Source organism: Sulfitobacter rhodophyticola, from assembly GCF_041281685.2.
Classification (GTDB): domain Bacteria; phylum Pseudomonadota; class Alphaproteobacteria; order Rhodobacterales; family Rhodobacteraceae; genus Sulfitobacter.
In genome coordinates this window covers 2,845,910-2,872,576 of the sequence record NZ_CP166251.2, presented here as the reverse complement: position 1 = coordinate 2,872,576, position 26,667 = coordinate 2,845,910, and the positions used below count along the sequence as shown (strand labels likewise).

At 61.0% G+C, this 26,667-nt stretch carries 23 protein-coding genes and 1 pseudogene; 8 read left to right on the top strand and 16 right to left on the bottom strand.

Annotated features, from left to right (window positions below):
• Positions 1-59: 59 nt before the first annotated feature.
• From AB4X18_RS15070 to AB4X18_RS15060, 3 genes are all read left to right on the top strand, one after another.
• Entirely contained in the window at positions 60-1,352 is a 1,293-nt protein-coding gene (locus tag AB4X18_RS15070) for a capsule biosynthesis protein (protein ID WP_370400866.1), read from the top strand.
• A 117-nt stretch (positions 1,353-1,469) separates the two neighbouring features.
• The gene (locus tag AB4X18_RS15065; protein ID WP_370400865.1) at positions 1,470-2,606 is read left to right on the top strand and encodes a polysaccharide biosynthesis/export family protein; all 1,137 of its coding nucleotides are present in this window, start codon (positions 1,470-1,472) and stop codon (positions 2,604-2,606) included.
• 6 nt (positions 2,607-2,612) lie between these two features.
• The gene (locus tag AB4X18_RS15060) at positions 2,613-4,643 is read left to right on the top strand and encodes a capsular polysaccharide biosynthesis protein (RefSeq protein ID WP_370400864.1); all 2,031 of its coding nucleotides are present in this window, start codon (positions 2,613-2,615) and stop codon (positions 4,641-4,643) included.
• Here the strand turns inward: AB4X18_RS15060 and ribD are convergent.
• The 8 genes from ribD to dnaG all read right to left on the bottom strand — a co-directional run bounded on the left by ribD (position 4,640) and on the right by dnaG (position 12,301).
• Positions 4,640-5,710, bottom strand: coding sequence for a bifunctional diaminohydroxyphosphoribosylaminopyrimidine deaminase/5-amino-6-(5-phosphoribosylamino)uracil reductase RibD (gene ribD / locus AB4X18_RS15055; RefSeq protein ID WP_432817426.1), 1,071 nt, complete (start codon positions 5,708-5,710; stop codon positions 4,640-4,642). The two genes, AB4X18_RS15060 and ribD, sit on opposite strands and share 4 nt — an antisense overlap.
• Positions 5,711-5,724: 14 nt before the next feature.
• Positions 5,725-6,195: a transcriptional regulator NrdR gene (nrdR, locus tag AB4X18_RS15050; protein ID WP_370400863.1), complete on the bottom strand. Its 471-nt coding sequence runs from the start codon at positions 6,193-6,195 to the stop codon at positions 5,725-5,727.
• Positions 6,196-6,348: 153 nt separating this feature from the next.
• Positions 6,349-6,765 carry a secondary thiamine-phosphate synthase enzyme YjbQ gene (locus AB4X18_RS15045; RefSeq protein WP_370400862.1) on the bottom strand — a complete coding sequence of 139 codons (417 nt, stop codon included), beginning with the start codon at positions 6,763-6,765 and terminating at the stop codon, positions 6,349-6,351.
• A 45-nt stretch (positions 6,766-6,810) separates the two neighbouring features.
• On the bottom strand, positions 6,811-7,215 hold the full coding sequence (locus AB4X18_RS15040) for a hypothetical protein (RefSeq protein WP_370400861.1): 405 nt from the start codon (positions 7,213-7,215) through the stop codon (positions 6,811-6,813).
• Complete coding sequence (locus AB4X18_RS15035) at positions 7,215-7,610, bottom strand: hypothetical protein (protein ID WP_370400860.1); 396 nt, start codon at positions 7,608-7,610, stop codon at positions 7,215-7,217. The genes AB4X18_RS15040 and AB4X18_RS15035 overlap by 1 nt, the downstream gene beginning before the upstream one ends.
• 1 nt (position 7,611) lies before the next feature.
• Positions 7,612-8,049 carry a hypothetical protein gene (locus AB4X18_RS15030; RefSeq protein ID WP_370400859.1) on the bottom strand — a complete coding sequence of 146 codons (438 nt, stop codon included), beginning with the start codon at positions 8,047-8,049 and terminating at the stop codon, positions 7,612-7,614.
• Positions 8,050-8,219: 170 nt separating this feature from the next.
• Positions 8,220-10,202, bottom strand: coding sequence for an RNA polymerase sigma factor RpoD (gene rpoD / locus AB4X18_RS15025; protein ID WP_432816759.1), 1,983 nt, complete (start codon positions 10,200-10,202; stop codon positions 8,220-8,222).
• Between the two features lie 125 nt (positions 10,203-10,327).
• Positions 10,328-12,301: a DNA primase gene (gene dnaG, locus AB4X18_RS15020; RefSeq protein WP_432816758.1), complete on the bottom strand. Its 1,974-nt coding sequence runs from the start codon at positions 12,299-12,301 to the stop codon at positions 10,328-10,330.
• 357 nt (positions 12,302-12,658) lie between these two features.
• On the opposite strand from dnaG, the gene AB4X18_RS15015 reads away from it, so the two are divergent.
• Complete coding sequence (locus tag AB4X18_RS15015; protein WP_370400856.1) at positions 12,659-13,663, top strand: adenylate/guanylate cyclase domain-containing protein; 1,005 nt, start codon at positions 12,659-12,661, stop codon at positions 13,661-13,663.
• A gap of 38 nt (positions 13,664-13,701) precedes the next feature.
• On the opposite strand, the gene AB4X18_RS15010 is transcribed toward AB4X18_RS15015, so the two are convergent.
• The 5 genes from AB4X18_RS15010 to AB4X18_RS14990 are packed head-to-tail and all read right to left on the bottom strand — an operon-like array spanning position 13,702 to position 19,070.
• A complete protein-coding gene (locus AB4X18_RS15010; RefSeq protein ID WP_370400855.1) occupies positions 13,702-14,052 on the bottom strand; it encodes a hypothetical protein in 351 nt (116 codons plus the stop codon).
• Positions 14,053-14,084: 32 nt separating this feature from the next.
• Positions 14,085-14,624 carry a sarcosine oxidase subunit gamma gene (locus tag AB4X18_RS15005; protein WP_370400854.1) on the bottom strand — a complete coding sequence of 180 codons (540 nt, stop codon included), beginning with the start codon at positions 14,622-14,624 and terminating at the stop codon, positions 14,085-14,087.
• The gene (locus AB4X18_RS15000; RefSeq protein WP_432816757.1) at positions 14,617-17,541 is read right to left on the bottom strand and encodes a sarcosine oxidase subunit alpha family protein; all 2,925 of its coding nucleotides are present in this window, start codon (positions 17,539-17,541) and stop codon (positions 14,617-14,619) included. The genes AB4X18_RS15005 and AB4X18_RS15000 overlap by 8 nt, the downstream gene beginning before the upstream one ends.
• Positions 17,538-17,804 carry a sarcosine oxidase subunit delta gene (locus AB4X18_RS14995; protein WP_370400853.1) on the bottom strand — a complete coding sequence of 89 codons (267 nt, stop codon included), beginning with the start codon at positions 17,802-17,804 and terminating at the stop codon, positions 17,538-17,540. Before AB4X18_RS14995 ends, AB4X18_RS15000 begins: the two co-directional genes overlap by 4 nt.
• 12 nt (positions 17,805-17,816) lie before the next feature.
• Positions 17,817-19,070 carry a sarcosine oxidase subunit beta family protein gene (locus tag AB4X18_RS14990; protein WP_370402640.1) on the bottom strand — a complete coding sequence of 418 codons (1,254 nt, stop codon included), beginning with the start codon at positions 19,068-19,070 and terminating at the stop codon, positions 17,817-17,819.
• A 363-nt stretch (positions 19,071-19,433) separates the two neighbouring features.
• On the opposite strand from AB4X18_RS14990, the gene AB4X18_RS14985 reads away from it, so the two are divergent.
• Positions 19,434-20,081, top strand: a complete 648-nt coding sequence (locus tag AB4X18_RS14985; protein ID WP_370400852.1) for a DUF4386 domain-containing protein — start codon at positions 19,434-19,436, stop codon at positions 20,079-20,081.
• A 327-nt stretch (positions 20,082-20,408) separates the two neighbouring features.
• On the opposite strand, the gene AB4X18_RS14980 is transcribed toward AB4X18_RS14985, so the two are convergent.
• Positions 20,409-21,203, bottom strand: a complete 795-nt coding sequence (locus tag AB4X18_RS14980) for a DUF2268 domain-containing putative Zn-dependent protease (RefSeq protein ID WP_432816756.1) — start codon at positions 21,201-21,203, stop codon at positions 20,409-20,411.
• A 63-nt stretch (positions 21,204-21,266) separates the two neighbouring features.
• On the opposite strand from AB4X18_RS14980, the gene AB4X18_RS14975 reads away from it, so the two are divergent.
• Positions 21,267-22,133, top strand: a complete 867-nt coding sequence (locus AB4X18_RS14975; RefSeq protein WP_370400850.1) for a hypothetical protein — start codon at positions 21,267-21,269, stop codon at positions 22,131-22,133.
• Positions 22,134-22,142: 9 nt separating this feature from the next.
• Complete coding sequence (locus AB4X18_RS14970; protein WP_432816755.1) at positions 22,143-23,015, top strand: SGNH/GDSL hydrolase family protein; 873 nt, start codon at positions 22,143-22,145, stop codon at positions 23,013-23,015.
• Here the strand turns inward: AB4X18_RS14970 and AB4X18_RS14965 are convergent.
• Both AB4X18_RS14965 and AB4X18_RS14960 read right to left on the bottom strand, forming a co-directional pair.
• Positions 23,008-23,760, bottom strand: a pseudogene (locus AB4X18_RS14965) (isocitrate lyase/PEP mutase family protein). The gene AB4X18_RS14970 and the pseudogene AB4X18_RS14965 sit on opposite strands and share 8 nt — an antisense overlap.
• Positions 23,757-24,830: a bifunctional transcriptional activator/DNA repair enzyme AdaA gene (locus AB4X18_RS14960; protein ID WP_370400847.1), complete on the bottom strand. Its 1,074-nt coding sequence runs from the start codon at positions 24,828-24,830 to the stop codon at positions 23,757-23,759. The pseudogene AB4X18_RS14965 and the gene AB4X18_RS14960 overlap by 4 nt, the downstream one beginning before the upstream one ends.
• 144 nt (positions 24,831-24,974) lie before the next feature.
• Between AB4X18_RS14960 and AB4X18_RS14955 the strand changes: the two genes are divergently transcribed.
• A complete protein-coding gene (locus AB4X18_RS14955; protein ID WP_370400846.1) occupies positions 24,975-26,660 on the top strand; it encodes an adenylate/guanylate cyclase domain-containing protein in 1,686 nt (561 codons plus the stop codon).
• Positions 26,661-26,667 lie beyond the last annotated feature (7 nt).

Here is a 26,667-nt window from a genome sequence, read left to right as displayed (position 1 = left end):
CATTCTTGCCTACATTTTATGATGCACCTTACGGTCGGAACGTGCATCAAGGACCCGAGATGACCAGCACCGCCCCGGAAAATCGCGTCTTTGTTTTCCTGCAAGGACCCCATGGACCCTTCTTTCACCGTCTTGGCCGGATGCTGGCGCGTGCCGGGACCAAGGTCTGGCGTGTGGGGTTCAATGCGGGCGACCGGGCCTTCTGGTTCCAGCCTTCAACCTACATCCCCTATCGCGGCACGACGGCTGAATGGCCCGAAACCTTTGCGAGGTTGATTGCGGACAAGGGCGCGACAGACATCGTCCTTTACGGGGACACCCGACCGATCCACGCCCAGGCGATTGCAGCGGCCCGCGCGCGCGGCCTCCAGGTGCACGTGTTCGAGGAAGGATACATGCGCCCCTATTGGGTGACCTATGAGCGGGGCGGCTCCAACGGCAATTCAAGGCTGATGGACATGAGCATCGCACAGATGCAGGCCGCGCTGGCCAACTCCGACATGGAAGCACCCCTGCCACCCGGCCATTGGGGCGACATGCGCCAGCACATCTTCTACGGCGCGCTCTACCATTGGTTCGTGATGTTCAGAAACGGTGACTATCGCAATTTCCGGCCCCACCGCAGTCTACCGGTGACCAAGGAATTCCAGCTTTATATCAAGCGCCTGCTGCTGATGCCACTGCTGGCGGCGGACCGACTGCTGTCGACCCTGCGCATCCGCATGAGCGGTTTTCCCTATCATCTGGCACTGCTTCAGCTTGAACATGACAGCGCATTTCAAATGCACTCACCCTTCGAGACGATGACAGCGTTTCTGGAAACCGTTATCAAGGGTTTTGCCGAAGGCGCGCCGCGCCATCACCACCTGGTCATCAAAGCACATCCGCTGGAAGATGGTCGCGTTCCGCTGCGCCGCGCGCTGCGGCGGATGGCCCGCGCACATGGGGTGGGCGACCGCGTGCATTACGTGCGTGGGGGCAAACTGGCGCAGCTATTGAACGATGCCCGCACCGCCGTCACCGTCAATTCCACTGCAGGCCAGCAGGTGTTGTGGCGCGGTATCCCGCTCAAGGTCTTTGGCCGGGCCGTCTATGCCAAGCCCGAATTCGTCTCTGATCAGCCGCTTGCCACCTTCTTTGCAACCCCGTCCCGGCCGGACAACCGCGCCTACAAGGATTTCCGCCGCTATCTGCTTGAAACATCGCAGATACCCGGGGGTTTCTATGCTGCGCGGGGACGCCGCCAGTTGATGCGGCAAGTGGTCGACATGATGCTTAGCCCAGACGATCCCTATCAAGCGCTGGAACGCGGCACCGCGGCCCCAAGGCAACAGTTGACCGTCGTTCACTGACCCCAACCCCCTGCCCAACTGGATTTTTTTCAAATCCTGCGATAGCTTTTGGCAAAATACGCCGGGAAAACACCGGCGCACCCGAGGCAGAGTTACATAGGTCGAGGAGACCGGGCAGTGAAATCCATTCTTACACGGTGGGCGCGCCCCACCGCCGTCCTTGCGGCTGTGGCCGTTGTCGCGTCTTGCGGCTTACCGCATGTCGGACCGAACAAGCGTCAGATCTACGCAGGCTCCGTCCAGAAAGAGGGCGACGCCTTCGTGATAAGCGTCAATGACCGCGTCACCCGCGCCACCGCTGTCGTTCCCGCGCTTGGCTTTTCCGACGGGTTCAAGAACGCCGCGCGGCTGGGGTCTGACACGATCCGCCCCGGCGACGTGCTCGGCATTACCGTCTATGAGAACGTCGATGATCCGTTGCTGGGTGTCGAAGGCGCGCCCGCGACCCTGCTGAGCGAAGTGCAGGTAGATGGCTCCGGCTTCATCTTCATCCCCTATGCGGGGCGCATCAAGGCGGCGGGGAACACACCGGACGCAATCCGCCGCATCATCACCAACAAGCTGGGCGAACAGACCCCCGATCCACAGGTGGAGGTGCGCCGCGCTGCCGGTGACGGCTCCACCGTGTCGCTGGTGGGCGCGGTTGGCGCACAGGGTGTCTATGCCATCGAACGACCCACACGTACGCTGGGTGCGATGCTGGCCCGCGCAGGGGGCGTCACGATCGAGCCCGAGATTGCACAAGTTACCGTCATTCGCGGCTCTCATCGCGGCAAGATCTGGTTTCAGGACCTGTATGACCATCCCGAACTCGATATCGCGCTGCGCGCGGGCGACCGTATCCTGATCGAGGAAGACAGCCGGTCTTTCACCGCCCTCGGGGCGACAGGCGGACAGGCACAGGTCCCGTTTGAATCACAAAACCTTTCCGCCCTCGAAGGCATCGCACAGGTGGGCGGTCTGAACCCGTCTACCGCCGACCCGACCGGCGTGTTCATCCTGCGTAACGAAGCCCCGGAGATTGCGGCACAGGTACTGGGCCGCACGGACCTGCAAGGCGCACAGCGCATGGTCTACGTGCTGGATCTGACCAAGCCCAACGGCATGTTTATGGCGCGTGATTTCGTGATCCGCGACGGCGATACCCTTTATGTCACAGAGGCCCCCTTCACCCAGTGGACCCGGGTTATCTCTGCCATTACGGGAACCGCCGGTTCTGCCGCCAGCCTGACGTCGCTGACCGGCAGCGAATAACCCCGCATGGCGTCCGGGCCTGATACATCTGATCCACAAGCCGCCGGTTCTGAAAGGAACCGGCGGCTTTTTGTCTATAACGGCGGTTTCCTGACCCAAACCCGCATCCGTCGCATCCTGGCCCTGGCCGGATATTCCGTACACGTAGGCCTGCCCGGCGACGGCGACGCGGTGGCGGTCTGGGGCAATTCACCGACCGCCCACCGGGGCGAAGGTGTCGCCGAAAGACACGCAGCACCCGTGGTGCGGGTCGAAGACGCCTTCTTGCGTTCCTTGCATCCCGGCCGTGAGGGGGAGCCGCCGCTGGGCTTGCTGATCGACAATCGCGGCGTGCATTTCGATCCCACAGCGCCTTCCGACCTTGAAGTGCTGCTGGCCACACACCCGCTGGACGACAGCGCCTTGCTGGCGCGCGCGCGCGGTGCCATGGCCCGCATCGCAGAAGCCCAGTTGAGCAAATACACCGCATTCGATACGGCCACCCCCGCCCCCGCGCCCGGCTACGTGCTGGTGATCGACCAGACGAAGGGCGATGCCGCCGTCACCGCCTCTGGTGCTGATCGCGGGCGCTTTCTGGAAATGCTGGTGTTCGCGCAGGAAGAACATCCCGGCTGTCCGGTCATCATCAAATCACACCCCGAAACGGCGCAAGGCTACAGGCCGGGATACTTTGGCCCCGAGGATACGAATGACCGCATCACGCTTCTGGACGCCCCCGTCAGCCCGCAAGCGCTGTTCGAAGGGGCTGTGGGTGTCTACACCGTGTCCTCCCAGATGGGATTCGAGGCGATCTTCGCAGGCCACAAACCCCGCGTCTTCGGCCAGCCCTTCTATGCAGGTTGGGGCCTGACTGCCGACGAATTCCCGGTCCAGCGCCGCCAGCGGACCCTCACGCGCGCGCAACTCTTTGCCGCGGCGATGATCCTTTATCCCAAGTGGTACGACCCTTACCGCGATATTCTTTGTCCGCTGGAAGACACCCTTGAGGCCTTAGCCGCCATGACACGCACATGGCGGGAGGACCACAAGGGCTGGGTTGCATCGCAGATGCGTCTGTGGAAGCGCAAACCGTTGCAACAGTTCTTTGGCAGCGTCACACCGGTCGTGTTTCAGGACGCACCGGATCAGGAGACAGACAAACCCCGCATGGTCTGGGCGGGCAAGGCAACGGAGGCACACAAGGGGGCCACCCGCATAGAAGACGGCTTCCTGCGTTCTCGAGGTCTTGGCGCCCGGCTGATCCCGCCGCTGTCCTTGGTCGCGGATGATCTGGGCATCTACTATGACCCCAGCCGCCCCAGCCGGTTGGAGCAATTGATCACCGCCCGTGCGCAACTGCGCCCCGACCAGCACGACCGTGCCGAACGCCTGATCGAACGTATCCGTGCGGCAGGGCTCAGCAAATACAATCTGGCGGCTGACGTACCGGACCTTTCGGCGCTGCCGGGCGGCCCGCGCGTCCTTGTCCCCGGTCAGGTGGAGGATGACGCTTCCATCCGCACCGGCACGGACCGGATCACCACCAACGCGGCCCTTCTGGCAGAAGCCCGCGCCGCCAACCCTGACGCGGTCCTGATCTACAAACCGCACCCTGATGTTGAAGCCGGTCTGCGCGATGGCGGCACTGCATCCCCGCAAGCAGATCTGATCCTTGAAAACGCCGATCCGGTCGCGCTTCTGGATCATGTTGATGCAGTCTGGACGATGACATCATTGCTGGGGTTCGAGGCGCTTTTGCGCGGCATCCCCGTCACGACGCTGGGGGCGCCATTCTATGCGGGCTGGGGATTGACCGATGACCGGGGCGATGTGCCACCCCGCCGCAGGGCGGAACCCACGCTTGCAGGTCTGGTCCACGCCACATTGATCGACTATCCGCGCTACCGCGATCCGCTGACCGGACTGCCGTGCCCGGTCGAAATCATCGTGGAACGCCTGGCGCAGGGGGACATCCCCCAACCCGGCCGTGGCAACCGCCTGCTGTCGAAGCTACAGGGTCTTTTCGCCTCTCAAGCGCACCTCTGGCGCAGGCCCTAGGTGCGCGCCCAAATATGCAGGGTGTCAGGACCGATCCGTCGGGTTGATTGCAGAACATAGCGGGGCGCGTCCCGCAGATGCGACAAGCCCATCGCCCCAATCCCCGGCAGACCTTCGGCCCCGATGATCACCCCTGCGGTAAAGCCCACCAATTGGTCAACCTGATCCGCTTCGATCAGCGATGCCGCAAGCGCGCCGCCGCCTTCACAGAAAACGCGTGTCAGGCCGTGGCGGCCCAGTTGCTGCATCACATCGACCGGGTCCAATTGCCCGCCCTTTGCCTCGCACGGTAACAACGTCGCACCAAGATCATGCCAGGTGCGCGACAATTCAGCATCCGCGTCGCGACCATGGCACAGGATCAGCGGCACCTCGGACGCCGTGCGCGCCAATTGCCCCATCAGGGGCAGATCCAGCCGCCGCGATACGACGACGCGTACGGGCTGATACGCCAAGCCAAGGTCGCGCACTGTCAGGCTGGGGTCATCCTTGCGCGCGGTGCCGCCGCCCACCATCACCGCATCATGGCGCGCGCGCATGGCGTGCACAGCGCGACGCGCATCCGGTCCGGTGATCCACTGGCTTTCCCCGGTCCCCGTTGCAATCCGCCCATCGAATGAACTTGCCAGCTTCAGCGTCAGCATCGGCCGCCCCAGCGTTGTCCGCGTCAGAAACCCCGCATGATCCGCCTGCGCCTCTGGCGCGCATTCCCCGACATCGACTGCAACGCCCGCCGTGCGCAGCATCGCCAGCCCTTCGCCGTCCACGCGCGGGTCACTGTCTGCAATCGCCACCACGACCCGGGCCACGCCTGCGTCGATCAAGGCCTGCGCACAGGGCGGTGTCTGTCCATGGTGGGCACAGGGTTCCAATGTGACAAATGCGGTGCCCCCCCGCGCCGCTTCACCGGCCTGTGCCAGCGCCTGCGTCTCTGCATGGGGTCTTCCGCCGGGTTGGGTCCAGCCGCGCCCGATGATCCGTCCATCCGCCACGATCACGCAGCCTACCGCCGGGTTGGGCCAGCAGCGCCCCTGCCCCCTGCGCCCCAGACTGAGGGCCAGAGACATGAAGCGCGCGTCGCTCACTCTTCTTCTGTGGACCCTTCCGGGCGCAATTCCTGAACGAACTTGTCAAAGTCGTCTGCAGCCTGGAAGTTCTTGTAAACGCTGGCAAAGCGTACATAGGCCACGGTATCGATCCGCGCCAGCGCTTCCATCACGATCTCACCGATCTGTTTGGAGTTGATGTCCGTCTCGCCCATGCTTTCCAGCCGCCGCACAATGCCGCTGATCATCTGATCAATACGCTCGGGATCAATGGGGCGTTTCTGCATGGAAATACGGATGGAACGTTCGAGCTTGTCGCGGTCGAAATCTTCGCGCTTGCCGGAAGATTTGATCACCACCAGATCGCGCAACTGCACCCTTTCGTAAGTGGTAAACCGCCCACCGCAAGCCGGACAGAAGCGACGGCGCCGGATGGACACGTGATCCTCTGCCGGGCGGCTGTCTTTCACCTGGGTGTCAATATTTCCGCAAAACGGGCAGCGCATCGGCAGTCCCCTTCTTCTTTCATCCGCCTCAGTAGGGGCGCAACCCGCCCTCGTTACCAACCGTATAGGGCTTTAGCCAAGTTTTGGGTAGAGGGGAATTGCGGCACTACATCTTGGGGTTCACACCTGTTGCAAAGGCCCCACGCAGCGGTGTCAATCGGCAGCGAAATGTGCCGCGATCTGACGGGTGTGGGGTGCGGTACGATGCTCGAACAGATAGATGCCCTGCCACGGTCCCAACATCATGCTGCCCTGTGAAACCGGAATGGAAAGCGTCATGGGCAGCATCGCGGCCTTGATGTGGGCGGGCATGTCGTCCGGCCCTTCCAGCGTGTGGCGCAGATACCCCATGGACGGGTCATCGGCGTCCGGGACCAGCCGGTCGAAGAAGGCAGACAGATCAGCCTGCACATCCGGGTCGGCATTCTCCTGTATCAACAGGGAGGCAGAGGTGTGTCGCAGAAAAAGGGTCAAGAGGCCATTCTGGTCAGCTTCAAGCCAGTGCGCGACTTCATCCGTCACCTCATAGAGGCCCGGACCATCCGTGCGGATCTTGAATACGCATTGCATGACGCACAGATTGCCGCCCTGCCTGCCAGCGTCAAGACTGCCGTGCTACTTCGTGGCGCGGGTGAATGCATCGCGGCAGAACCGCCGCGCCTGCGCGGATTTCAGCACGTCTCCCGGCCGTTCCACTGACACACTGATCCGGCCCTGAGATGTTGGCAGACCTGAATTGCTGGTCGAAAACACAACACCATTGCGCCCCGGCACAGTGCCGCTGGGACCCCGCGCCCGTTTAAGGTAGATCGGCGTGGTTTCCGATAGTCCTGACCGTCGCTCAACAAATGTGGCAGCACCGCACCAGAAATCGGCGGCGCCCATGCTGCGCGTCTCGACGACCTCAAAATCCGTACTGTTGAGACGGTTGATGACCATTGCGTCTTCTTCACCAGCGGTTCCGGCCTGCGCCGTCAACGGCAACGCTGTGAGCGCGCATGCAATAAAGATCCTCCGCATCAGCGGCCACTCAGCAGCTTGTGGTCCGCACAGAACCCCTGCGCGTGATCAACCGAAAGATTGGCGCCCGCAGTGCGGATCGACGCCCCAAGGATAGTCACACGTGACGGCGTAAGCCCCGCAGGATCAAGCGAAAAAACGACCGGCGTGCGCGATCCACGCGGCTGCGGTTGCGCCACATACAGACGTTGCGTTCCCCCCGCACCCAGCACATCGCGGGCATAATCCGCCGCAGCGCACCACATGCCGCGTGCCCAGAACCCGTTTCCGGAAGCTACGGCAAATCCGCCTGCAACCGGGGTGACATTGACGCCGTTTTCGGCACGGAACGTCTGTGCGGACACCGGCGCCGCCAGCGCCAGCCCAAGACCCACAAAACCTAAGTATCGCAACATATCAGCTTCCTTTCCTGCGAAGAAAAATATCATCGGGTTCAATACGGTTGTCGCCACAAAACTGAATGGCATGCGCGAGGCTGAGGCCCTGACCCACCGTTCGGGTACTCAGCGTGTAGGACGTGCTGGGCGGCTGCGACAACCGGCGGTCGTCGGCGGTGAAGACGATACCCTTGCGGCCTGCAACCGTTACCGATGGCCCGCGCGGCGTCTTGATGTAAATGCGGTGCGTGCCGGGCAATCCCAGCCGCTTCAGTCCAAAATCGGCCGCCGCGCACCAAATGCCGCGCGGCCCCTCCCCGCGTGCCTCGATCACTTCGAAATCAGCAGCGTTGAGGGGAACGACCTTCAGATAATTCTCAGCTGTGAAAAGTTGCGCGGTTGCCGTGGTGCCGAAAAGGGCCAACGCCAAAGCGGCGGCGTATGCAAAACGTCGCATGTTGAAAAACTCCCTACCCACAGGAGGAATATGTCCCCACCACAAAAGATAGGGTGCAAGCAAGACAGTTCAAAATCACAGATTCGTCACAGGCCTATCGATCAGGGCGATGCATATGAAAAACGCGGACATCGATGCCCGCGTTTTCAAAGACCAAAAATCGGTACGATCTACTGATCGAGGAAGGAGCGCAGCTTGCGTGACCGGCTGGGGTGCTTCAGCTTGCGCAACGCCTTTGCTTCGATCTGACGGATGCGTTCGCGTGTCACGCTGAACTGCTGGCCGACTTCCTCAAGCGTGTGGTCGGTGTTCATCCCGATGCCAAAGCGCATGCGCAGCACGCGTTCCTCGCGCGGGGTGAGCGATGCAAGGACCCGTGTCGTGGTTTCCTTGAGGTTTTCCTGAATGGCGCTGTCCAACGGCAGCACGGCATTCTTGTCCTCGATGAAATCACCAAGCTGGCTGTCTTCCTCGTCGCCAATGGGTGTCTCAAGGCTGATCGGTTCCTTGGCGATCTTCATCACCTTGCGAACCTTCTCCAAAGGCATCTGGAGCTTCTCTGCCAGTTCCTCCGGCGTGGGTTCCCGACCGATTTCGTGCAGCATCTGACGGCCCGTGCGCACAAGCTTGTTGATCGTTTCGATCATGTGCACCGGAATGCGGATCGTGCGCGCCTGATCGGCGATGGAACGGGTAATCGCCTGACGGATCCACCACGTCGCATAGGTGGAGAATTTGTAGCCGCGACGGTACTCGAACTTGTCGACCGCCTTCATCAGGCCGATGTTACCTTCCTGAATAAGATCAAGGAATTGCAGGCCGCGGTTCGTGTACTTCTTGGCAATGGAAATCACGAGGCGCAGGTTGGCTTCGACCATCTCCTTCTTGGCCTGACGGGCTTCCTTTTCGCCCTTCTGGACCTGCTGCACGATGCGGCGGAATTCGGAGATATCAAGGCCAACATATTGGCCGACTTGCGCCATGTCCGCGCGCAGTTCTTCCACCTTGTCGGTGGAGCGTTCGATGAACATCTGCCAGCCACGACCGGATTTTTCCGCCATCCGTTCCATCCAGCCGGGATCGAGTTCGTAGCCCCGGTAGGCGTCGACAAATTCCTTGCGATTAATGCGCGCCTGATCGGCCAGTTTCACCATCGCTGAATCGATCTGCATGATCCGGCGGTTGATCCCGTAAAGCTGGTCAATCAACGCTTCGATACGGTTGTTGTGCAGGTGCAATTCGTTGACCAGCAAAACAATTTCCGACCGGAGCTTCTGATAGGTGGCTTCCTGCTTGTCGGAAAAGGTGCCGTCTTCGTTCAGCGTGGCAGAGATACGGCTGTCCTGCATCTCGCTCAGCTTGGCGTAATCGTCGGCAATCAGGTCAAGCGCTTCAAGCACCTGGGGTTTTAGCGCGGCTTCCATCGCTGCAAGCGACATGTTCGCCTGATCGTCTTCGTCGTCGTCATCGTCGGTTGCGATCGGATTGCCGTCCGCGTCGAGTTCCTGCTTGGATTCCTCGGACTTCTCTTCAACAACGCCACCTGCGGGGACCACGGGTGTGGTTTCCTCATCCTCGCCCATCTGGTTTCCGAAGGTGGCTTCCAGATCAATAACGTCGCGCAACAGGATGTCTTCGCTCAACAATTCGTCGCGCCAGATGGTGATCGCCTGGAAGGTCAGCGGGCTTTCACACAGCCCCGCGATCATCGTGTTGCGGCCGGCCTCTATGCGCTTGGCGATGGCGATTTCGCCCTCGCGGCTCAGCAATTCGACGCTGCCCATCTCGCGCAGGTACATGCGAACGGGATCGTCGGTACGGTCCAGCTTCTCCGTCCCGCCAGACGAAAGGGCGACTTCCTTGGCGCTGTCGGTGGTCGCAATCTCGGTGGAGCCCTTGGCCTCCTCCTCTTCGGCGTCCTCATCTTCGATGATGTTGATGCCCATTTCCGACAGCATCGACATGACATCTTCGATCTGTTCAGAGGAAACCTGATCCGGCGGCAAAACCGTGTTCAGTTGGTCGTAAGTGATATAGCCCTTTTCACGCGCTTCCGCGATCATCTTCTTGACCGCAGTCTGGCTCATGTCCAGCGAATGTGCGCCATCTGCATCGTCACGCTTGGTGTCTTCGTTGGTATCTTTCGCGGCCATGTGTCCCTCCAGGCGTAAAACGAATCACTCGCACTGATTCGGCTTGCGGCGAATCATGCGGGGTTTGAGATGATTCTTAAACCCATCCCCCTTACTTTTCCTAAACTTCGGGTCAAAAGGTCACGTCAACCTTTGTCGCGTCCGTTCGTCTTTTCAAACTTGATATTCCCAAGCAGCGAATCAAGTGCGCTGCGTTCGTCCCTGCTGATCCGCGCGCCGTTGTCGCCGACGTCGTATTCAGCAGTATCTTCCTGTGCGGCCCGCGCGGCTCGATCCGCGGCTCGCGCCGCTTCGCTCAACCGCCAGGTTACGGCTTCATCGGCTGTCTCGCCGATGTCTTCAACTGCTTCAGCGATCTCTTCGCTCAGGCCCCGCGCGGCTTCCAGCTTCGCCAATTCCTCGGCAACGGTCATCGCTGCCATTTCGGTGTTACCGGGTCGACGCACACAGGGCACGATGGCGACATGGCGCTGAGACGTCAGAATTTCAAGAGCATCGGCGCCCAGCGTCGCGGAAATTCTCTCTTGCAATACTGACTCGCCCTGCGCGGCATGACGCAACAGCAGATCACGCAAGCGCGCGTGGGTCGCATCCGCGCAACGCATGGCCTCCAACCCGCTTTCGAAATCCTCAACGATGGCTGGACAGGTTGCGAAGGCTGCCAGAATAACGGCCTCGCGCAGGTGTTCGGTGCTGCCCGCACCGGTCGCAACCACCAGCACTGACGCTTTCGTCGATGGCATCGGCGCTTGCGGCGGTGCCTGCCACCGCGCGCCGACCTCCCGCATGCCGCCTGCCCGCTTGGTCGCAGGCCGGGCGCGGAACAATTGCCAGCGCAGGTCCTTGATCGCCTGTCCATAATGGCTGCGGATCGACGGGTCCTTGATCAGCATGATCTTTTCGCGCAGCGCCTTGTCCAGCGCTGCCTTGCGCTCCGGGCTGTCAAAGACGCGTCCTTCGGTCTCCCGCTGCCACATCAACTGCACCATCGGCACCGCGTTATCCAACAGCTTTTGCAAGGCTTCCGGACCTGCCGCCTTGAGCAGATCATCAGGATCCTGCCCCTCCGGCATCATCGCGAAACGCAAGGACTGCCCCGCCTCAAGCAATGGCAGAGCCAGATCAATCAGCCGCATCGCCGCGCGCTGGCCTGCGGTATCGCCATCCAGCGTGATGATCGGCTCGGGCGCAATACGCCACAGCATCTGCAACTGGTTTTCCGTGATTGCCGTGCCAAGCGGTGCGACCGCCGCCTCAAAGCCTGCGCCATGCAAGGCAATCACATCCATGTACCCTTCGGCTACCAGCAAGGGCTGCCCCTTGCCCGCCGCGGTGCGTGCATCGCGTACATTGTAAAGACTGCGACCCTTGTCAAAAAGCTCAGTCTCGGGAGAGTTGAGGTATTTCGCTTTGTCAGCAGGGTCCATCGCGCGCCCGCCAAAGGCAATTGCGCGCCCCCGTGCATCGCGGATGGGGAACATGATGCGCCCCCGGAAGGTGTCATACGGCTTGCCGCCCTTGGTTGAAGGCTTGGCCAGCCCCGCGCCGAGGATCAGTTCATCCGCGATGTCCTTGCCCTTAAGCGCATCCCACAATCCCTGCCAGCTGTCTGGGGCAAATCCGATCTCCCACCGCTCCAGCGCGGACTTGTCCAGCCCGCGCCGTTCCAGATAGGCCCGCGCTTCTGCCGCGCCCGAGGTTTGCAACTGCAAGCGGAACCACCGCACAGCCAGTTCCATAACCTCCGCCAGTTGCGTGCGTTTGTCCGCCTTCTGCTGCGCCTGTGGGTCACGCTCCGGCATGGGCATGCCTGCTTCGCGCGCCAGAATCTCCACCGCCTCCATGAAGCCGACATTCTCTGTCTCCCGCACGAAGGATATGGCATCGCCCTTGGCATGGCAGCCAAAGCAATAGTAAAAGCCCTTACGGTCATCTACATGAAAAGACGCGGATTTTTCTTGATGAAAGGGGCACGGCGCCCACATGTCACCCTTGCCCTGATTGGACTTGCGCGCGTCCCACACGACCTTGCGCCCGACCACCTGTGAAAGGCTCGACCGGGTGCGCAATTCGTCCAGAAATCCGGGTGGCAAGCTCATGCCCCGTTATATTGGTCCGTACCGGTCAGAGTCCAGTAGAGCACCCTTTCGCATCAGCAATAATTCCGCGCAGTTCTTGTCATCGGGCGATGCCGACGGCCGCCCGCCGACCAGACAGCAGGACGCGGCCCTTGTCCGATGCGCGATGAACACGGTAGAATTGCCCTGTTTGATTGCCTCGGTTTTTCGGCCGCTCAGCGGTTTGCACCCCGCAGCGCAAAGGGATTTCGTTTTTGTGCGGCAGCGTTTGCTGTCCTGGCTGGTGCCCACTGCAACATGTAATGAACGCGGCGCGTTGCGCTGCAACAGGACCAACAGGGGAACATTGCCATCAGCGGACAAGCCCGAAGAAAGCTCGTGACATTCCTGTTGCTCGTGTCGGCGTTCCTGCCGCTGGCAGCGCTTTACGGGCTGCTTTTCATCCCGGATATGACGACTGAACTGGCCTGGCTTGTCATGCTGGACGGCCTGATCGGGGGCATCATCCTCTGGGGATCGGTGATCTATCTCTGGCCAAGCCAGATCTTTTCGCCTTTGCGGCGTCTGGCCTTTCCGGGTCGCATTCTGGCGCTGATAGCCCTTGTGGTTGTTTGCATTCCGCTGACGGCCTCCATCACGGCGTCCCTTTATGCGCGCAAGGTCGTGATCGCGTTGGATTACGGAAATGGCTGGTCCCTTTTCCTCTATATCTCGGCGATGACCGCGCTGTCGCTGATCATCGTGCAAGTGGCACAGGTCATTGGCCCCCGTGTGCTCGCCAGCATGCTTGTCGGACGCTACCACACCCCCAAGGAGGAACGCCGCATATTCCTGTTCGTCGATCTGGTGGGATCAACGGCATTGACCAAGCAACTTGGCGACCTGGGATTTCAACGGTTTCTGACCCGCTTCTTCTTTGACATCGGGCGGCCTATTTCAGATCATTTCGGCGAAATCCATGCCTATGTCGGGGATGAGGTTATCGTTACCTGGCCCTTTAAAACGGGTGCAAAGAATGCCCGCTGTGTGCGGTGCTTCTTTGCGATCAAGCATGTGCTGGACCGCAATGGACCGATTTACGAAAAACGCTTCGGTGTCAAACCGCAAATCAGGGCGGGCCTTCACGGCGGAGAGGTCATCATCAGCGAGTGTGGCGATACCAAGAAGTCGATTGTCTACTTCGGTGATACGGTCAACACCGCCGCCCGGCTTGAAGGCGAAGCCAAGCGTCTGTCCCGCAGCCTGGTGGCCTCTGACGACGTTCTCGCAGCGCTGGACCTACCAGCCGACTACGGCGTTGAATTCGTGGAAGATGTCATCCTGCGCGGCCACGACAGCCCCACCCGGATTGCGTCGATAACAGCCACGCCGACACCGGTCTGAACCGGACCTGTGGCCTGCCACCGACGCGGCGGTATCGCCTAATTCGACATGGACTTCTGCAGCTTCAGGATCTGGTCATAGTTTTCAAGGCATTGGGTCTGCGCCACTTCGCCAAGGTCCACTTTGCGCAGATCACGTTTCTTGAGGCCATAGATATGTGAACCGATGGCCGGAACCGTTTCGAGTACTTCAGTGGACAGATCGGGGTTTTCGGCCTTCACAAATTCAACCAACTTGTTCTTGCGCACCCCTTCAAGCCGCGCCTGCTGTACCGCACCCATGACCTGACCCTGAACAGCGCAATCGCGCTCTTTCTGGGACTGCGCATGTGCCGCACCTGCACCCAACACGAGCGCCGCCGCTGCGCCGTAGACCGCTGTTTTCATCATACCGATTGCTCCCTGTACCTCTGGCTGGCCGCTTACCCGCGCGCCGTCACGCTTTCCATAGCGCGTTTGAGATCGTGAACCAAGGTGGTGGCCATGGAGCGGAATACAAGGATCTCGAAAGCATCCGCTCCTATCCGCGTGATCGACGCGTTCATATGAACCAACATCGTGCGCGCCGTATGTCCACGTTTGAACGCTGCCGGGGACAGGTCAACCGGCACCAGGCGTGCCAGTACGTCTTCGACACCTGCACCTTGCAAATGCACCACAGCCCAGCCATCCGTCACGTCCACGACCGCCCCGTGCTTTGTCAGCGTGGCGTCCGGTAACGGTCCCATCAACAGCACCTCGCGATGCCCAAACCAGATGCAGCGCGCCTGCGCCTTGCCGCTGCTCCTGTTCGGCGCAGGCCACGCCAGCCCATGCCCCTTCTCCAGGGCCTTTGCCATCGCGGCCGCATCAAAGGGACTGATCGACGTCAGCGCTCCCGGCAGATGCTCTTCCACCGTGAAGCGGCCAATGCTCAGCGGCAAAAGCCCCGCGCAAGCGCTTGTCTCGTTCAAATCAACCACGCAACCGTTCCCCCTCTGGGTCCACGAACACCGGTGAACAGATCTCAACCGCCGTTTCTATCTTGCGCAAGGCATCAACCAGCCGGATCACCTCACCCATCCGCGCGGGTCCACCTTTGACAAAGCCCAACCCGATATCGCACCCCATGGAAGGCGAATAGCCAACCGAAGTCACATAGCCCTGATGGTTCACCCGCGTCGGCTCAGCGTCTGCGTCGTACAAATGTGCCCCCGCCGTCAGCTTGCCACTCTCCGCGGGCTTGAGCCCCACCAATTGCGCGCGGGTGTCTTCCACCAGTCCGGGCCGGGCCGCCATGGTCTGCCCGATGCAGTCCTTCTTGGCCGAGACCATCCGCGCCATGCCGATGTCAAAGGCCGTGACACGCCCATGTATCTCTGCATGCGTGATGAAGCCTTTCTCAATCCGCAGAACATTGAGCGCTTCCATACCGTAAGCGCCTCCGCCCAGCGCATCGGCCTTCTTCACCAAAAGGTCGAACAGGCTTGCACCATAACGGGCGGGCACCGCCACTTCGTACCCCTGCTCACCCGAGAAAGAGATGCGGAAGAGCCGCCCCTTTACGCCCTGCACACCCACAGCACCACAGGACATGAACGGCCACGTTTCATTGTCGATGGGCTGATCCAGAATATCATTCAGCAGTTCCCGTGCGCGTGGCCCTGCCACGGCATACTGCGCCCAGTGTTCCGTGACGGAGGTAAAGGCGACTTGCCACTCCGGGTGCAGCACCTGACAGACGAATTCCAGATGCCGCATCACCTGTCCTGCCGCAGCGGTAGTGGTGGTCATCAGATAATGCCGATCCCCCAACCTCGCACAGGTGCCATCGTCCATCACATGTCCGTCTTCGCGCAGCATCAGACCATAGCGGACCTTGCCGACCTTCAGCGTGGAGAACGTGTTGGAATAGACAAAATCCAGCAGCTTCGCCGCGTCCGGCCCCTGAATGTCGATCTTGCCCAGGGTCGACACATCGCAAATGCCCACCGCCTGCCGAACATACCCGATCTCCCTGTCGCACGAGTGCCGCCACGTGCTTTCGTGCGGTTTGGGGAAATAGCTGGGCCTGTACCACATCCCCGCTTCGATCATCGGGGCGCCCATCGCCACTGACTGCTTGTGCGAAGTCGCAAAGCGCTGTGGGGCAAAGCCAACGCCCTGCGCGCCCGCGCCGATCGCCGCGATGCTGACGGGGACAAAGGGGGGCCGATAGGTCGTCGTGCCCGTCTCCGGGATCGCACGACCCGTGGCGTCTGCCAGGATCGCCAAAGCGCCCATGTTCGATGACTTGCCCTGATCTGTCGCCATGCCTTGCGTGGTATACCGCTTCATGTGCTCAACGGACTGGAAATTCTCGACCGCTGCCTGTTTGACGTCCTTCACAGTCACGTCGTTCTGGAAATCGAGCCACGCGCGCCCCTTCCCCGCCACAGCCCACAAAGGCTCCAGCGCATAGGCCGCATCGTCTGCCTTGGGCACCTCGATCGTGGCAACCCGCTTGCCCAAAACCTTCAATGCCTCTTTTGCGGCGCGCAACCCGTCCTCAAGACAGGCGGCGGTCGAAAATTCCCCGTTGCACGCCCCCGCCGGGATCAGATCCGGCACCGCACCGGGAGTGGGTACAAAGCTTTGCACATCCGCATTCCAGGTAGGTCGCCCATTCATATGGCAGGTCAGATGCACCGTCGGGTTCCAACCGCCCGAAATAGCAAGACAATCGGTCTGAATGGCTTCCTCGCCGAATGCCGTGCGCACCGTGATGCTTTCCAAGGCGCTGCGGCCGCTGGCATTGCAGACCTGCGCCCCCGTGTAGACGGGGAAATCAACGCCTTCGACCGTGACCCCTTCGCGGCTGTCGATCAGCGCCGCGATATGCACGCCGGCCGCCGCCAGATCGCGGGCCGTGCGGTGCGCGTCATCGTTGTTGCCAAAGACGGTCACATGCTTGCCCGGACACACGCCCCAGCGGTTCAAAAACGCCCGCACCGCGCTCGCCATCATGATGCCGGGCCGGTCGTTGTTCTGAAAGGCAATGGGCCTTTCAAGTGCACCTGCCGCCAGCACAGCCTGCCGCGCGGTGATGCGCCAGAAACATTCCACCGGCGCGCCGGAAGGCGCCTGCGCGTCCAGCCGCTCCAACGCGCCATAGACGTTGCCATCATAAACCCCGGTCACCGTGGTGCGCGGCATGATGCGCACGTTGTCCATCTGGCGCAGCTTTTCCGCCAGCTGTGCCGCCCAGACATGTCCTGCCTCGTGGCCAACCGCCTCCGTCTCCGCATTGAGCCGTCCGCCGGGCAGGGCATCCTCATCCGCAACAATCACTTCAACTCCGGACTGCGCCGCCGCCCAGGCCGCCATCAAACCCGAAGGCCCCGCGCCCACGACCAGCAGATCGCAAAAGGCGAAAGCCTTGTCGTAGGTCTGTGTATTGCTCTTGCCCGACAGCGCGCCCAAACCCGCCGCTTTGCGGATCACCGGCTCATAGACCCATTCCCAGAAGGACTTGGGCCACATGAAGGTCTTGTAATAGAACCCTGCGCCCAGAAAGGGTGCAGCCAGGTCGTTGACCGCCATCACGTCGAAACTCAAGGACGGCCAAGCGTTCTGAGAGCGGCACACCAACCCGTCGTAGATTTCCTGTTGTGTGGCGCGGACATTGGGAACCTGCGCTGCACCCTTGCCCACGGTGATCAGCGCGTTCGGCTCCTCGCTCCCCGCTGTCAGCACACCACGGGGACGGTGATACTTGAACGACCGCCCCATCAACACCTGACCCTTGGCCAGCAGGGCGGAGGCAACCGTGTCTCCCACGAACCCCTTTACCGGCACGCCGTCGAACGTGAAAGTCACCGGCTGGCTGCGGTCCACAAGCCCCTTGCCTGAAATCCTCATGCGCGTGACCCCTTGTCATCCGCCGCCAGCACAACGCCCGAGATCACGTGACTTACGGTATTGCGTGTCACGACAAGCCACGCACCACAGCCCCCTTCGTGCTGCCACAACTCCCGCGTCTCTCCCGCCGGATTATCGCGCAAATGCAGATAATCGTCCCACGCGGCCTCCCCTGCATCAGGGGCCGGACGCGCCAGCGCTGCACCCTGATAGTAGAACTCGCGCCGATCCCGTACACCGCAATGCGGACAGTCGATCCTCATCGCCCCAACCCCCTAGTGCAAATTATGCTGCGCACCGGTGCCCTCCTCATCCATCAACCCGGCACCCGTGCGGAACCGGTCCAGCCGGAAGGCCGCCGCGGTGTCGTGTGGCGTGCCCGTGGCCATCAGGTGCGAGAACGCAAACCCCGACGCCGGTACCGCCTTGAACCCGCCGTAGCACCATCCGCAATTCACAAAGAGCCCCTCTGTCTCTGTCTTGTCGATAATCGGCGATCCATCCGGCGTCATATCCATGATCCCGCCCCATGACCGCAGCACTCGCGCCTTGCCAATCATCGGCATCAGGGTCATGCCCGCCTCCATCACGTGTTCCTTCATCGGCAAGTTGCCGCGTTGGGCATAGGAGGCATAGAAATCCAGATCACCGCCGAACACCAACCCGCCCTTGTCCGACTGACTGATATAGAAATGGCCCATACCGAAACTGATCACGTGGTCAATGACGGGCTTCAGCCCCTCTGTCACAAAGGCCTGCAGGACATGGCTTTCCACCGGCAGGCGCATCCCGGCCATCGCCGCCACCTGGCTTGACCGGCCTGCCACAACCATGCCTACCTTCTTTGCCCGGATTGCCCCGCGCGTGGTCTGTACGCCGGTGACCTTGCCGCCTTCGATGTCGATCCCCGTGACCTCGCACTGCTGGATAAGGTCGACCCCCAACTGATCCGCCCCCCGCGCAAAGCCCCACGCCACCGCATCATGCCGCGCGCTGCCCCCGCGCGGGTGCAGCAAGCCGCCGTAAATCGGAAAACGTATGTTCTCGAAATCCAGGTACGGCAACAGCCGACGCACCCCGTCGGTGTCCAACAACTCTGCATCGTCGCCTTGGGCGATCATTGCATTGCCACGGCGCACAAAGGCATCCCGCTGTCCATCGGAGTGAAAAAGATTAATCAGCCCCCTTTGGGACATCATCACGTTGTAGTTCAGTTCTTCCTCCAACCCCTCCCATAGCTTGAGAGAGTGGGAATAGAACTGCGAATTGCCTTCAAGGAAGTAATTGGCCCTTACGATCGTCGTGTTCCGCCCGATGTTCCCGCCGCCAAGATACCCTTTTTCCAGCACTGCGATATTCCGCATCCCGTGGTTCTTCGCAAGGTAATAGGCCGTCGACAACCCATGCCCCCCGCCGCCGATGATGATCGCGTCATATTCGGACTTAGGATCTGGCGTGCGCCAGTGGCCGGTCCAGCCCTTGTTGCCAGACAGCCCCTCTCGCAGGATGCGCAGACCCGAAAACCGCATGATTTGTCCCTTCTTCGTTGGCCCGACTGTAGCCAGCTTGATGGCAGTATCAATGCACCATCCGCCACAGGCTGACCCGTTCGCGTCAATGGAAGGATGGGGAGCGACGTTGAAGATGCCATCGATACCGTACGCCTGCGCCCGGACGGAATGTGTGCTGAGCAACAGCTTCGCGGCCTCCCCCATGATATTTCTGCGTATTGGTCAGGCTACCCAAACATTTAAACCCATCCTCGTGGCGATCTTGCACCGCCAATACGCTGCAGGACGGACGGAACTGACAGGGATCAATCCGTCGAAAGGCACAAGCGCTAGCCTGTCGAAAGGACATCCCGATAGCATGACGTTGAGGAGGGAAGGCAGATGCTCAATAACGCCATCAATTCGACATCGCCAAGAAGGGCTGCGATGGTGGTCGGGATCGCGTTTCTGACTTCCGTTCTTGTCGTTACATTGGTTGATGATTTCCTGCTGCCGAATTTCGTTGTGCCCGGAGACACCTCGGCATTGGCGCGGGATATCGAGGCCAACCCGGAAACCTTTCTGTTTGCCGCAATCGGTTACCTGACCGTACTCGTGCTCGACTCCATTATTGCCGTCGCCCTTTATGTTGTGCTCAAGCCTGCCAGCCGGAGACGTGCGGCACTGATGAGCGCGCTTCGGCTGCTCTATGCAGCGGTTTTGACGATTGGGGTGCTTGCTCTGCTTTTTCAGATGGTTGACGCGTACGGTTATGCCCAAATCAAGCTTTTGGGCTACATCTTCTTCGCGTCCCATATCCTTGTGCTCGGTTATTCGGTCATTTTGTCCGGCTACATCCCGAAAGCCCTTGGGGTATGGTTGATTGTTGCGGCCTTTACCTATGCTGTTTTCGTTGTCGACATCCAATTGCCTGCAGCATTGTCACTGCTGACAATGCTGATGATGGCCGGTGCGGAACTCGCGTTGAGCGTCTGGCTCATGGTGAAAAGGAAGAACCTGCCTGAGAGAAGTTTTCGAGATACCGATTAACGGTATGAAACGCCTTGCAGCAACGAAGGCTTAAATGTTGCTGCATCTTGACCTGAAACCAGCACCCGCTGAACTTGGCAGAGCCTTGCAGACTTATCCAGTAGAACAGGAGCCTGCAAAAAGCCGCATGCTCAGAGTCGAGCGCTATTCGGGGCCATACGGTGTCTCTGCAAAACAACGTCGTTGAGGTCCACTTGCCAAACCGCACCAAAATCCCGCATTGGGCTCACCGAGCCAACCAAACCATCAAGCTCTTGATCAAGCCCAACCTGCTTGATGCTGAAATATGCGTAGATGTTCGCCGCAAAGAACGCAGCGATGCCATCGCTACAGGTAAGGCTTGAACTGATCGGCAGGCCGCGTCGCACTCTCCAGAGCTGTTGTGCCAATGTCCAATAGAGCTTTTTCAACCATAAATTTCCCAAGACTATAGCCTGCCCATGCTCGGAAACGCCCCGCCCCAAAAAACCATTCTGGATGATTATACGTTGCGTTTTCAAACTCCGTTCGAGAGACCTTTCGCAGGTCGGCAAGCTCAGTTTCGTTCAGAACGCTTTCCCATGGTTCCGGCGGACAATCCATCATCTCGTGTACAAAGATCTGCGCCAGCCCTTCTGACGCAAGCGCTTCGCCGAGGGTGAAGCCATATCCCGGGCCGTCCCAACGCAGAACATGATGGAATTCATGGAAGGCCGTCCGCAGAACCGCATGATAGAGCTGTTCTTCATTCAGTCTGGCATTGATGTCGATATCAATGTCGATGCGGCCCGGCGTAAATGATGACCCACCTACCTCAAGTCCTTCGGGCATTGCACGATCCGCGGCGCGTACAACAATATCCACGGAGGTCGGCGGGTGCACTTCCTCGCATTTTGCCTGTGCCGCCTGCAGGCCTTCTGCCACGGTAGACGCAAAGGGGGTCAGGCGCTTGCGTGCATTGCAAAGGTGGACAGTCCAGCTACTCATCACGCTCACGTACCACGTTTCGCGAAGCGCGGAAATCGCCACCTTGTGTACAGGCGGATTCTCGAACGCCCGACCTATTGCGGATCTTTGCGTACCAGCGTTTTGACTGGCGCCTTGACCGGCAATCAGGACTTCCGCATCCCTCGCCCGCTTCACCTTCCCGTCACTCCGCCAAAAAAACACTTCCCAAAGCCGCCCACCTCGCGTCCACTCCCGCGTATGACGTTCCGCCCTACACTCTGGCTCTGTGCCGCCCTGTCACTCGCCCAACTCTCCTGCACCCCAGCTGCAATCCGCGCGCCCGTACCTGCCCCGCCGGAAACGCCAACCGGCAAGGCCGAAATCCTCTTGCTGGGCGACAGCCAGATCTCCTTTGGCGCGGGCGGCGCATACCTCCAGTTCCTCCAAACCCTTGGCCGGTCCTGTCCCGGCGTGCCTGCGCGCTTTGCCACCGCAAAGGCACAAGCCATCGGTGTGCGTTCAACGGCACTCCACCATTGGACCGCCAGCAGCGCGCCGGACCGCGACCCGATCTGCGAGATCGACAAGACCTACGGCGTCAACGCGGGCAGTTATGGGGTCACGTCGCCCGGCCTTACCTACGTCCAGATCGGAGCAGCCGATTACCCGTTCTGCTCGTCCCGATCGACACCGCTTGAATCTGCGGTGACCCATATCGATCCTGACCTGATCATCCTTGCGTTTCTCGGCAACGCGACGGACCGCTGGCAAAGCGCACGGACCGCCCGTGCCGACTGGCAAGCCGCCGACGCCCAGTTGCCACAGGACATCCCCTGCATGGTGATGACCACGATCCCGGCCTTTGAACCTGCTGAAAATCGCCGCCGCCAAAGCGCGCAAGAAAATCTGCGCGCCGCCGTGCTGGCTACAGACCGGTGCGGCTTTGTCCCCGGGCTTACGCCCGCCACCCTGAAAGCCATCGAGGCACGAAAGGACAACTTCCGCACCGATGCCACGGGCCGGGTCACCGACGCCACACATCCCACCGCGGCCTCTGCCGCGCGGTACATCCAAATCAATCAACCCCTCCTTTGCGCCGGCCTGCGTGCCGCCCTTGCTGACTGAATACTTGCCATGCGCCTGATTGCTCTTCTCTTCTCCGTCCTGCTGAGCGCCCCGGCGCAGGCAGAAGATTTCGTCTCGCCCGACATCGTGATCCTGGGGGACAGCCAGATCCCTTTCGGTTCCGGCCCGGTGTTTCTGGAGTTCTTCGAGAACATCAAGGCGCACTGCCCGCCGACGCCACAACAGCAACGTGACCTCAAGAAACTGGGTGACATGACAGTCGCGGTGATTGGCGTCCGCTCCACCTCCCTGCATTCATGGACGGCGCGCAAGGGGGGCGGCAAAGGGTCGATCTGCAATGTAGACAAGAAGTGGAAGGCCAATGCAGGTGCCTTCGGGTTCATCAACCGCAGCAGCCACAAATACGTCCAGATCGGGCGCGGTAAGCCCTATCAGTTCTGCAAGCCCGGAAAGTCCGCTTTCGAGGCGATGTTCGCGCCGGGGTATTACCAGCCGCGCCTTCTACTGATGTCCTTTCTTGGAAATGCCACCAAACGCTGGGGCGAAAGTCCTGAAAAGGCGCTGGATGATGTGCGCAAGACGATGGCGCAAATCCCTGAAGGTACGCCCTGCATCTTCATGACCACCGCCCCCGCGTACTCCGAAAAGATCGTCAAGCGCCGCCTCAAGGCGCAGGCCAGCATCAAATGGGCGTTCGAGGAAGCCAATGCCGCCTGCACCTTTATCGAAGGGGCCACACCCGCAACCGTGGCCGCCAATCAGGGCAACAAACATTACTTCCGGCTGAACAAATCCGGTCGGGTCAAGGACCCCTTTCATCCGAACGAAAAAGCCGCCAAAAACTTCTTTGCCATTGAAATGGATACAATCTGTACCGCCATCTATGATGAGATCGGTGATGCGCTGGCCGACCCTAGCTGAGCGCGGCCGCCGTCACCGCCTGCATCGCTGAAATGTACGGCCCCGGTCCGTGACTGACCCGCGAGACGCCTGCCTGCGCATAATCCTCAACCGACACCGCATTGCCCATGCGCATCACGTTGAGCGGCAAATCCTGATCCGACGCGAGGCGCGCAATCAGATCGAGATCAGCAAGGCCCGGCACAAACAACCCATCCGCGCCTGCGTCGCGGTATGCCGCGGCCCGCTCCATCGCCTGCCCCATCAACTTCACCGCCGGAGGAGCGCCTTTTCCCTGAAAGAACAGATCGGTGCGCGCATTGATGAACAGATCAACACCGGCAGCATCCGCCGCGGCGCGCAAGGCTTTCACTCGCGCGGCATGGGCGGTGACGGGATGCAATCCGCTGCCGCCCACCACACGATCCTCCACGTTGATCCCGATCACCCCCGTCCGCAGCAGGCGGGTCAGGTTTTGCGCCATCGCGTCGGGTTAAACTGCATAACCTCCCTCGAAATCCACACTCACGGGCAGATCCACCGTATGCACGATCTGACCGGCAATGCGCAGCAGGTCTTCCAGCGGCAGGGCCTCTCCATCGTGGAAGCCTTGCGCGGCTGACATCGACCAACTGCCCGTTGCAATCGCCGATGCACCCGCGTCCGCCACCGCTTTGGCCGACCCCGCATCCCAGACGTTCCACAACACCAGCGGATCGCCTTTGACATGCAGCGCCCGAAACGCCCTTGTTTTGTCCTCGTTCATGCGTTCTTTTCATCCTTCTTCCGGGCAAATTCCCGCTCCAACTCAATCAAGGCCTGCTTGCGCCACAGCCCGCCGCCATAACCCGTCAACGTTCCATCAGCGCCCAGCACACGATGGCACGGGATGGCGATGGCAATCGGGTTGGCCCCGTTGGCACGCGCCACCGCCCGCGTCGCGGTCGGACGCCCCATATCCGCGGCCAGCCCGGAGTAGCTGCGCGTCTCTCCCGCCGGGATCGCCTGTAATGCAATCCAGACCTTCTGGGCAAAGGGCGGCCCCAGCGGTGCAAGGGCTGTCTCGAAAGTGGCGTCCTGCCCCGCCATGAAGGCCGTCAACTCCCGCTCGATCTGATCGGTCGGCGCGAACCGCCCGAACCCCAGCGACCCCTTGGCGTGATCGTACAGACGCCGCACCTCGCCCGGCAGCGCGCGGCGCTCGGTGAACTCCAGCAGATGCACAGCGTGTGCCGAACTCACGACGACCATCGGCCCCAGTGCGGTTTCGATCAAATCGGCGCGCAACAGGGCATCCTTTGCAAACCGCCCCGGCGCCAGCCCCAGCCATTTGCCGAATGCAGCCCGAAACGCCGCTGCCGAGGAAAAACCCGCGTCCAATTGTGCCTGAATCACCTTTGCACCGGCAGGCAGCGCCGCCGCCCCCAGCCGCAAACGCCCCTGCCGGGCCATCTCCAGAAAACTCATGCCGAAGTGGCGCTGAAACGCGCGCCGCACGGTGGAGGGGTCATAGCCTTCGGCGCGCAGCCGCGCTTCGGACCATTTCGCCTCCGGTGACGCCTTCAATTCAGTCAGTAATTGCCCGACCACAGGATCACCCTGCACTTCCGGCCCCATGGGATGGCAGCGTTTGCAGGCGCGAAAGCCTGCACGCAAGGCCTCTGCCACGGACCCCACGAAAACACAGTTGACCTGTTTGGGTTTGCGCGCGGGACAGGTCAGGCGGCAGAACACCCCGGTGGACGTTACCCCGACATAGGCGCGCCCCTCCCACGCGGCATCGCGGGTGATCAGCGCGCGATAAAGCGTATCGGTATCGGGCAAAGCATCTTTCATGGCCCCAGCTTACGCCCCGCACCACGCCCTGTCCGCCTGCAATCAGGCGTCTATTGCGAAAAACACCAACCCCACCACCCGCGCACTGGCATCAAGCAAGGTCCGGTTCTAAGGTATACCAACTTCAAGGAGACGCCCTGACCCATGGACCGAAAGCTCACCGCCATTCTTGCGGCCGACGTGGTGGGCTACAGCCGGATGATGGGCGCGGATGAGGCCGCCACGATTGCGGTGCTGCAAGACCTCCGGGCGGAAGTGTTCGGGCCCATCCTGACCACGCACCACGGCAGCATCATCAAAAGCATGGGCGATGGATGGCTGGTGGCGTTCAGCAGTGCGGTGGCGGCCGTGAATGCCGCGATGCAGATACAGGACCGTCTGCGGGGCCACGACCGGATCAGCCTGCGAATTGGCGTCCACATCGGCGACATCGCCCGCGATGACTATGACGTTTACGGCGACGGAATCAACATCGCCGCCCGGCTGGAGGCGCTGGCCCCGGCGGGCGGCATCCTGATCTCCGATCCGGTGCATGCCAGCCTTGATGGCACATTGTCCCCATCGTTCGAGGCCGCAGGTACGCAGAGGCTCAAGAACATCGCACGGCCCGTGGTGACCTGGGTGCGCGCGCCGCATGGCGGCACGGCGCGACCTGCCCAAACCCCAGCCGCGCAACCACACTCCGCCCTGCCGTCCCTGACCATCCAACCCACCGCCAACAGCGATCCACGGGCCGAAGTCCTTGATATTGCCGATGCGCTGACGGCGGATCTGAACAGCTATTTCGGCAGCATCAATTGGCTGGAAACCCAGATCAGCAGCGCGGATAACGCCAGCGGCTATACCCTGCGCCCCACCCTGCGCGCGCGCGGCGACCGTCTGCGGCTGGAAACCCGGTTGCACGACCCGGACGGGGCAACCATCTGGACGCATAAATCCGACAGCACGCTGGATGATGCCTTTGACTGGCAGGACGCCGTCGTCAGCGCCATCGCGGATCATTGCATCGGCATGATCCTGCAGGCAGAGACGACACGCATCGCCGCCATTCCCGATGATAAGTTGACGGCGGAGCAATGCATGCTGATGGGCATCATGACGTGGCGCGATTTTTCGCTGGACAGCTTTGTCAGGTCCGCTGCGTTTCATGATCGGGCGATCCGCGCAAAACCGGATATGGCGGATGCCTATGCGGAGGGACTGATGGTGCTGATGGCCGCGCGTACGATGACCAGCAACCCCAACATGGCGCCCTACCTCGCCAAGATGTCCGCCTGGGTCGAAGCGGGTCGCCCGATAGCTGCGGGTAACGCGAGCCTGATCGTCAGCATAGCCATCGCAACATATATGCAGGACCTGCGCGCGATCCCCCTCAAGGACGCCGTGGCACAAGCCCTGCGGATGGCGCCCTTTGACGCGCGCATTCTGTGCCACTGCGGCTGGGCCAACCTCTGGTGCGGCCAAACACAGGATGCGTTTGAATGCTTCCGCAAATCCATGGAATTTGGCCGCCTCGGCCCCTTCTTTATCGCGTCGGTGGGGGGCGCTGCCTCAGCCTCGCATCAGTTGGGGCGGGATAAAGAAGCCTTGTCTTATGTGGAACAAGGGTTGGCCCTTTCAGACGTCTTTCCCACCTTTTTCAGCGTCAAAGCCTCGGCTCTGGCGCATCTGGATCGATTGGAAGAAGCCAAAACAGTCTTGCGCCATTACCGCATGCTTGAACCGGACCGGACGATCAAACTGTGGAAAGCCACCAACAACTACGGCGGTTCGGAGGCCGGTAAGCGCTATTTCGACGGACTGCGCATGGCTGGCCTGCCAGAGGAGTGAGCCGCAC

What these genes read in the sequence shown, in the direction of transcription:
- AB4X18_RS15040 (WP_370400861.1), bottom strand. Translation starts at nt 7,215, where the DNA reads ATGCGGAGGATCTTTATTGCATGCGCGCTCACAGCGTTGCCGTTGACG.
- nrdR (WP_370400863.1), bottom strand. Translation starts at nt 6,195, where the DNA reads ATGCGCTGCCCGTTTTGCGGAAATATTGACACCCAGGTGAAAGACAGC.
- ribD (WP_432817426.1), bottom strand. Translation starts at nt 5,710, where the DNA reads ATGTCTCTGGCCCTCAGTCTGGGGCGCAGGGGGCAGGGGCGCTGCTGG.
- AB4X18_RS15030 (WP_370400859.1), bottom strand. Translation starts at nt 8,049, where the DNA reads ATGCGACGTTTTGCATACGCCGCCGCTTTGGCGTTGGCCCTTTTCGGC.
- AB4X18_RS15000 (WP_432816757.1), bottom strand. Translation starts at nt 17,541, where the DNA reads ATGAGGATTTCAGGCAAGGGGCTTGTGGACCGCAGCCAGCCGGTGACT.
- AB4X18_RS14985 (WP_370400852.1), top strand. Translation starts at nt 19,434, where the DNA reads ATGCTCAATAACGCCATCAATTCGACATCGCCAAGAAGGGCTGCGATG.
- AB4X18_RS14990 (WP_370402640.1), bottom strand. Translation starts at nt 19,070, where the DNA reads ATGCGGTTTTCGGGTCTGCGCATCCTGCGAGAGGGGCTGTCTGGCAAC.
- AB4X18_RS15070 (WP_370400866.1), top strand. Translation starts at nt 60, where the DNA reads ATGACCAGCACCGCCCCGGAAAATCGCGTCTTTGTTTTCCTGCAAGGA.
- AB4X18_RS15060 (WP_370400864.1), top strand. Translation starts at nt 2,613, where the DNA reads ATGGCGTCCGGGCCTGATACATCTGATCCACAAGCCGCCGGTTCTGAA.
- AB4X18_RS14960 (WP_370400847.1), bottom strand. Translation starts at nt 24,830, where the DNA reads ATGAAAGATGCTTTGCCCGATACCGATACGCTTTATCGCGCGCTGATC.
- rpoD (WP_432816759.1), bottom strand. Translation starts at nt 10,202, where the DNA reads ATGGCCGCGAAAGATACCAACGAAGACACCAAGCGTGACGATGCAGAT.
- dnaG (WP_432816758.1), bottom strand. Translation starts at nt 12,301, where the DNA reads ATGAGCTTGCCACCCGGATTTCTGGACGAATTGCGCACCCGGTCGAGC.
- AB4X18_RS15045 (WP_370400862.1), bottom strand. Translation starts at nt 6,765, where the DNA reads ATGCAATGCGTATTCAAGATCCGCACGGATGGTCCGGGCCTCTATGAG.
- AB4X18_RS14955 (WP_370400846.1), top strand. Translation starts at nt 24,975, where the DNA reads ATGGACCGAAAGCTCACCGCCATTCTTGCGGCCGACGTGGTGGGCTAC.
- AB4X18_RS14995 (WP_370400853.1), bottom strand. Translation starts at nt 17,804, where the DNA reads ATGAGGATCGACTGTCCGCATTGCGGTGTACGGGATCGGCGCGAGTTC.
- AB4X18_RS14970 (WP_432816755.1), top strand. Translation starts at nt 22,143, where the DNA reads ATGCGCCTGATTGCTCTTCTCTTCTCCGTCCTGCTGAGCGCCCCGGCG.
- AB4X18_RS15035 (WP_370400860.1), bottom strand. Translation starts at nt 7,610, where the DNA reads ATGTTGCGATACTTAGGTTTTGTGGGTCTTGGGCTGGCGCTGGCGGCG.
- AB4X18_RS14975 (WP_370400850.1), top strand. Translation starts at nt 21,267, where the DNA reads ATGACGTTCCGCCCTACACTCTGGCTCTGTGCCGCCCTGTCACTCGCC.
- AB4X18_RS15010 (WP_370400855.1), bottom strand. Translation starts at nt 14,052, where the DNA reads ATGATGAAAACAGCGGTCTACGGCGCAGCGGCGGCGCTCGTGTTGGGT.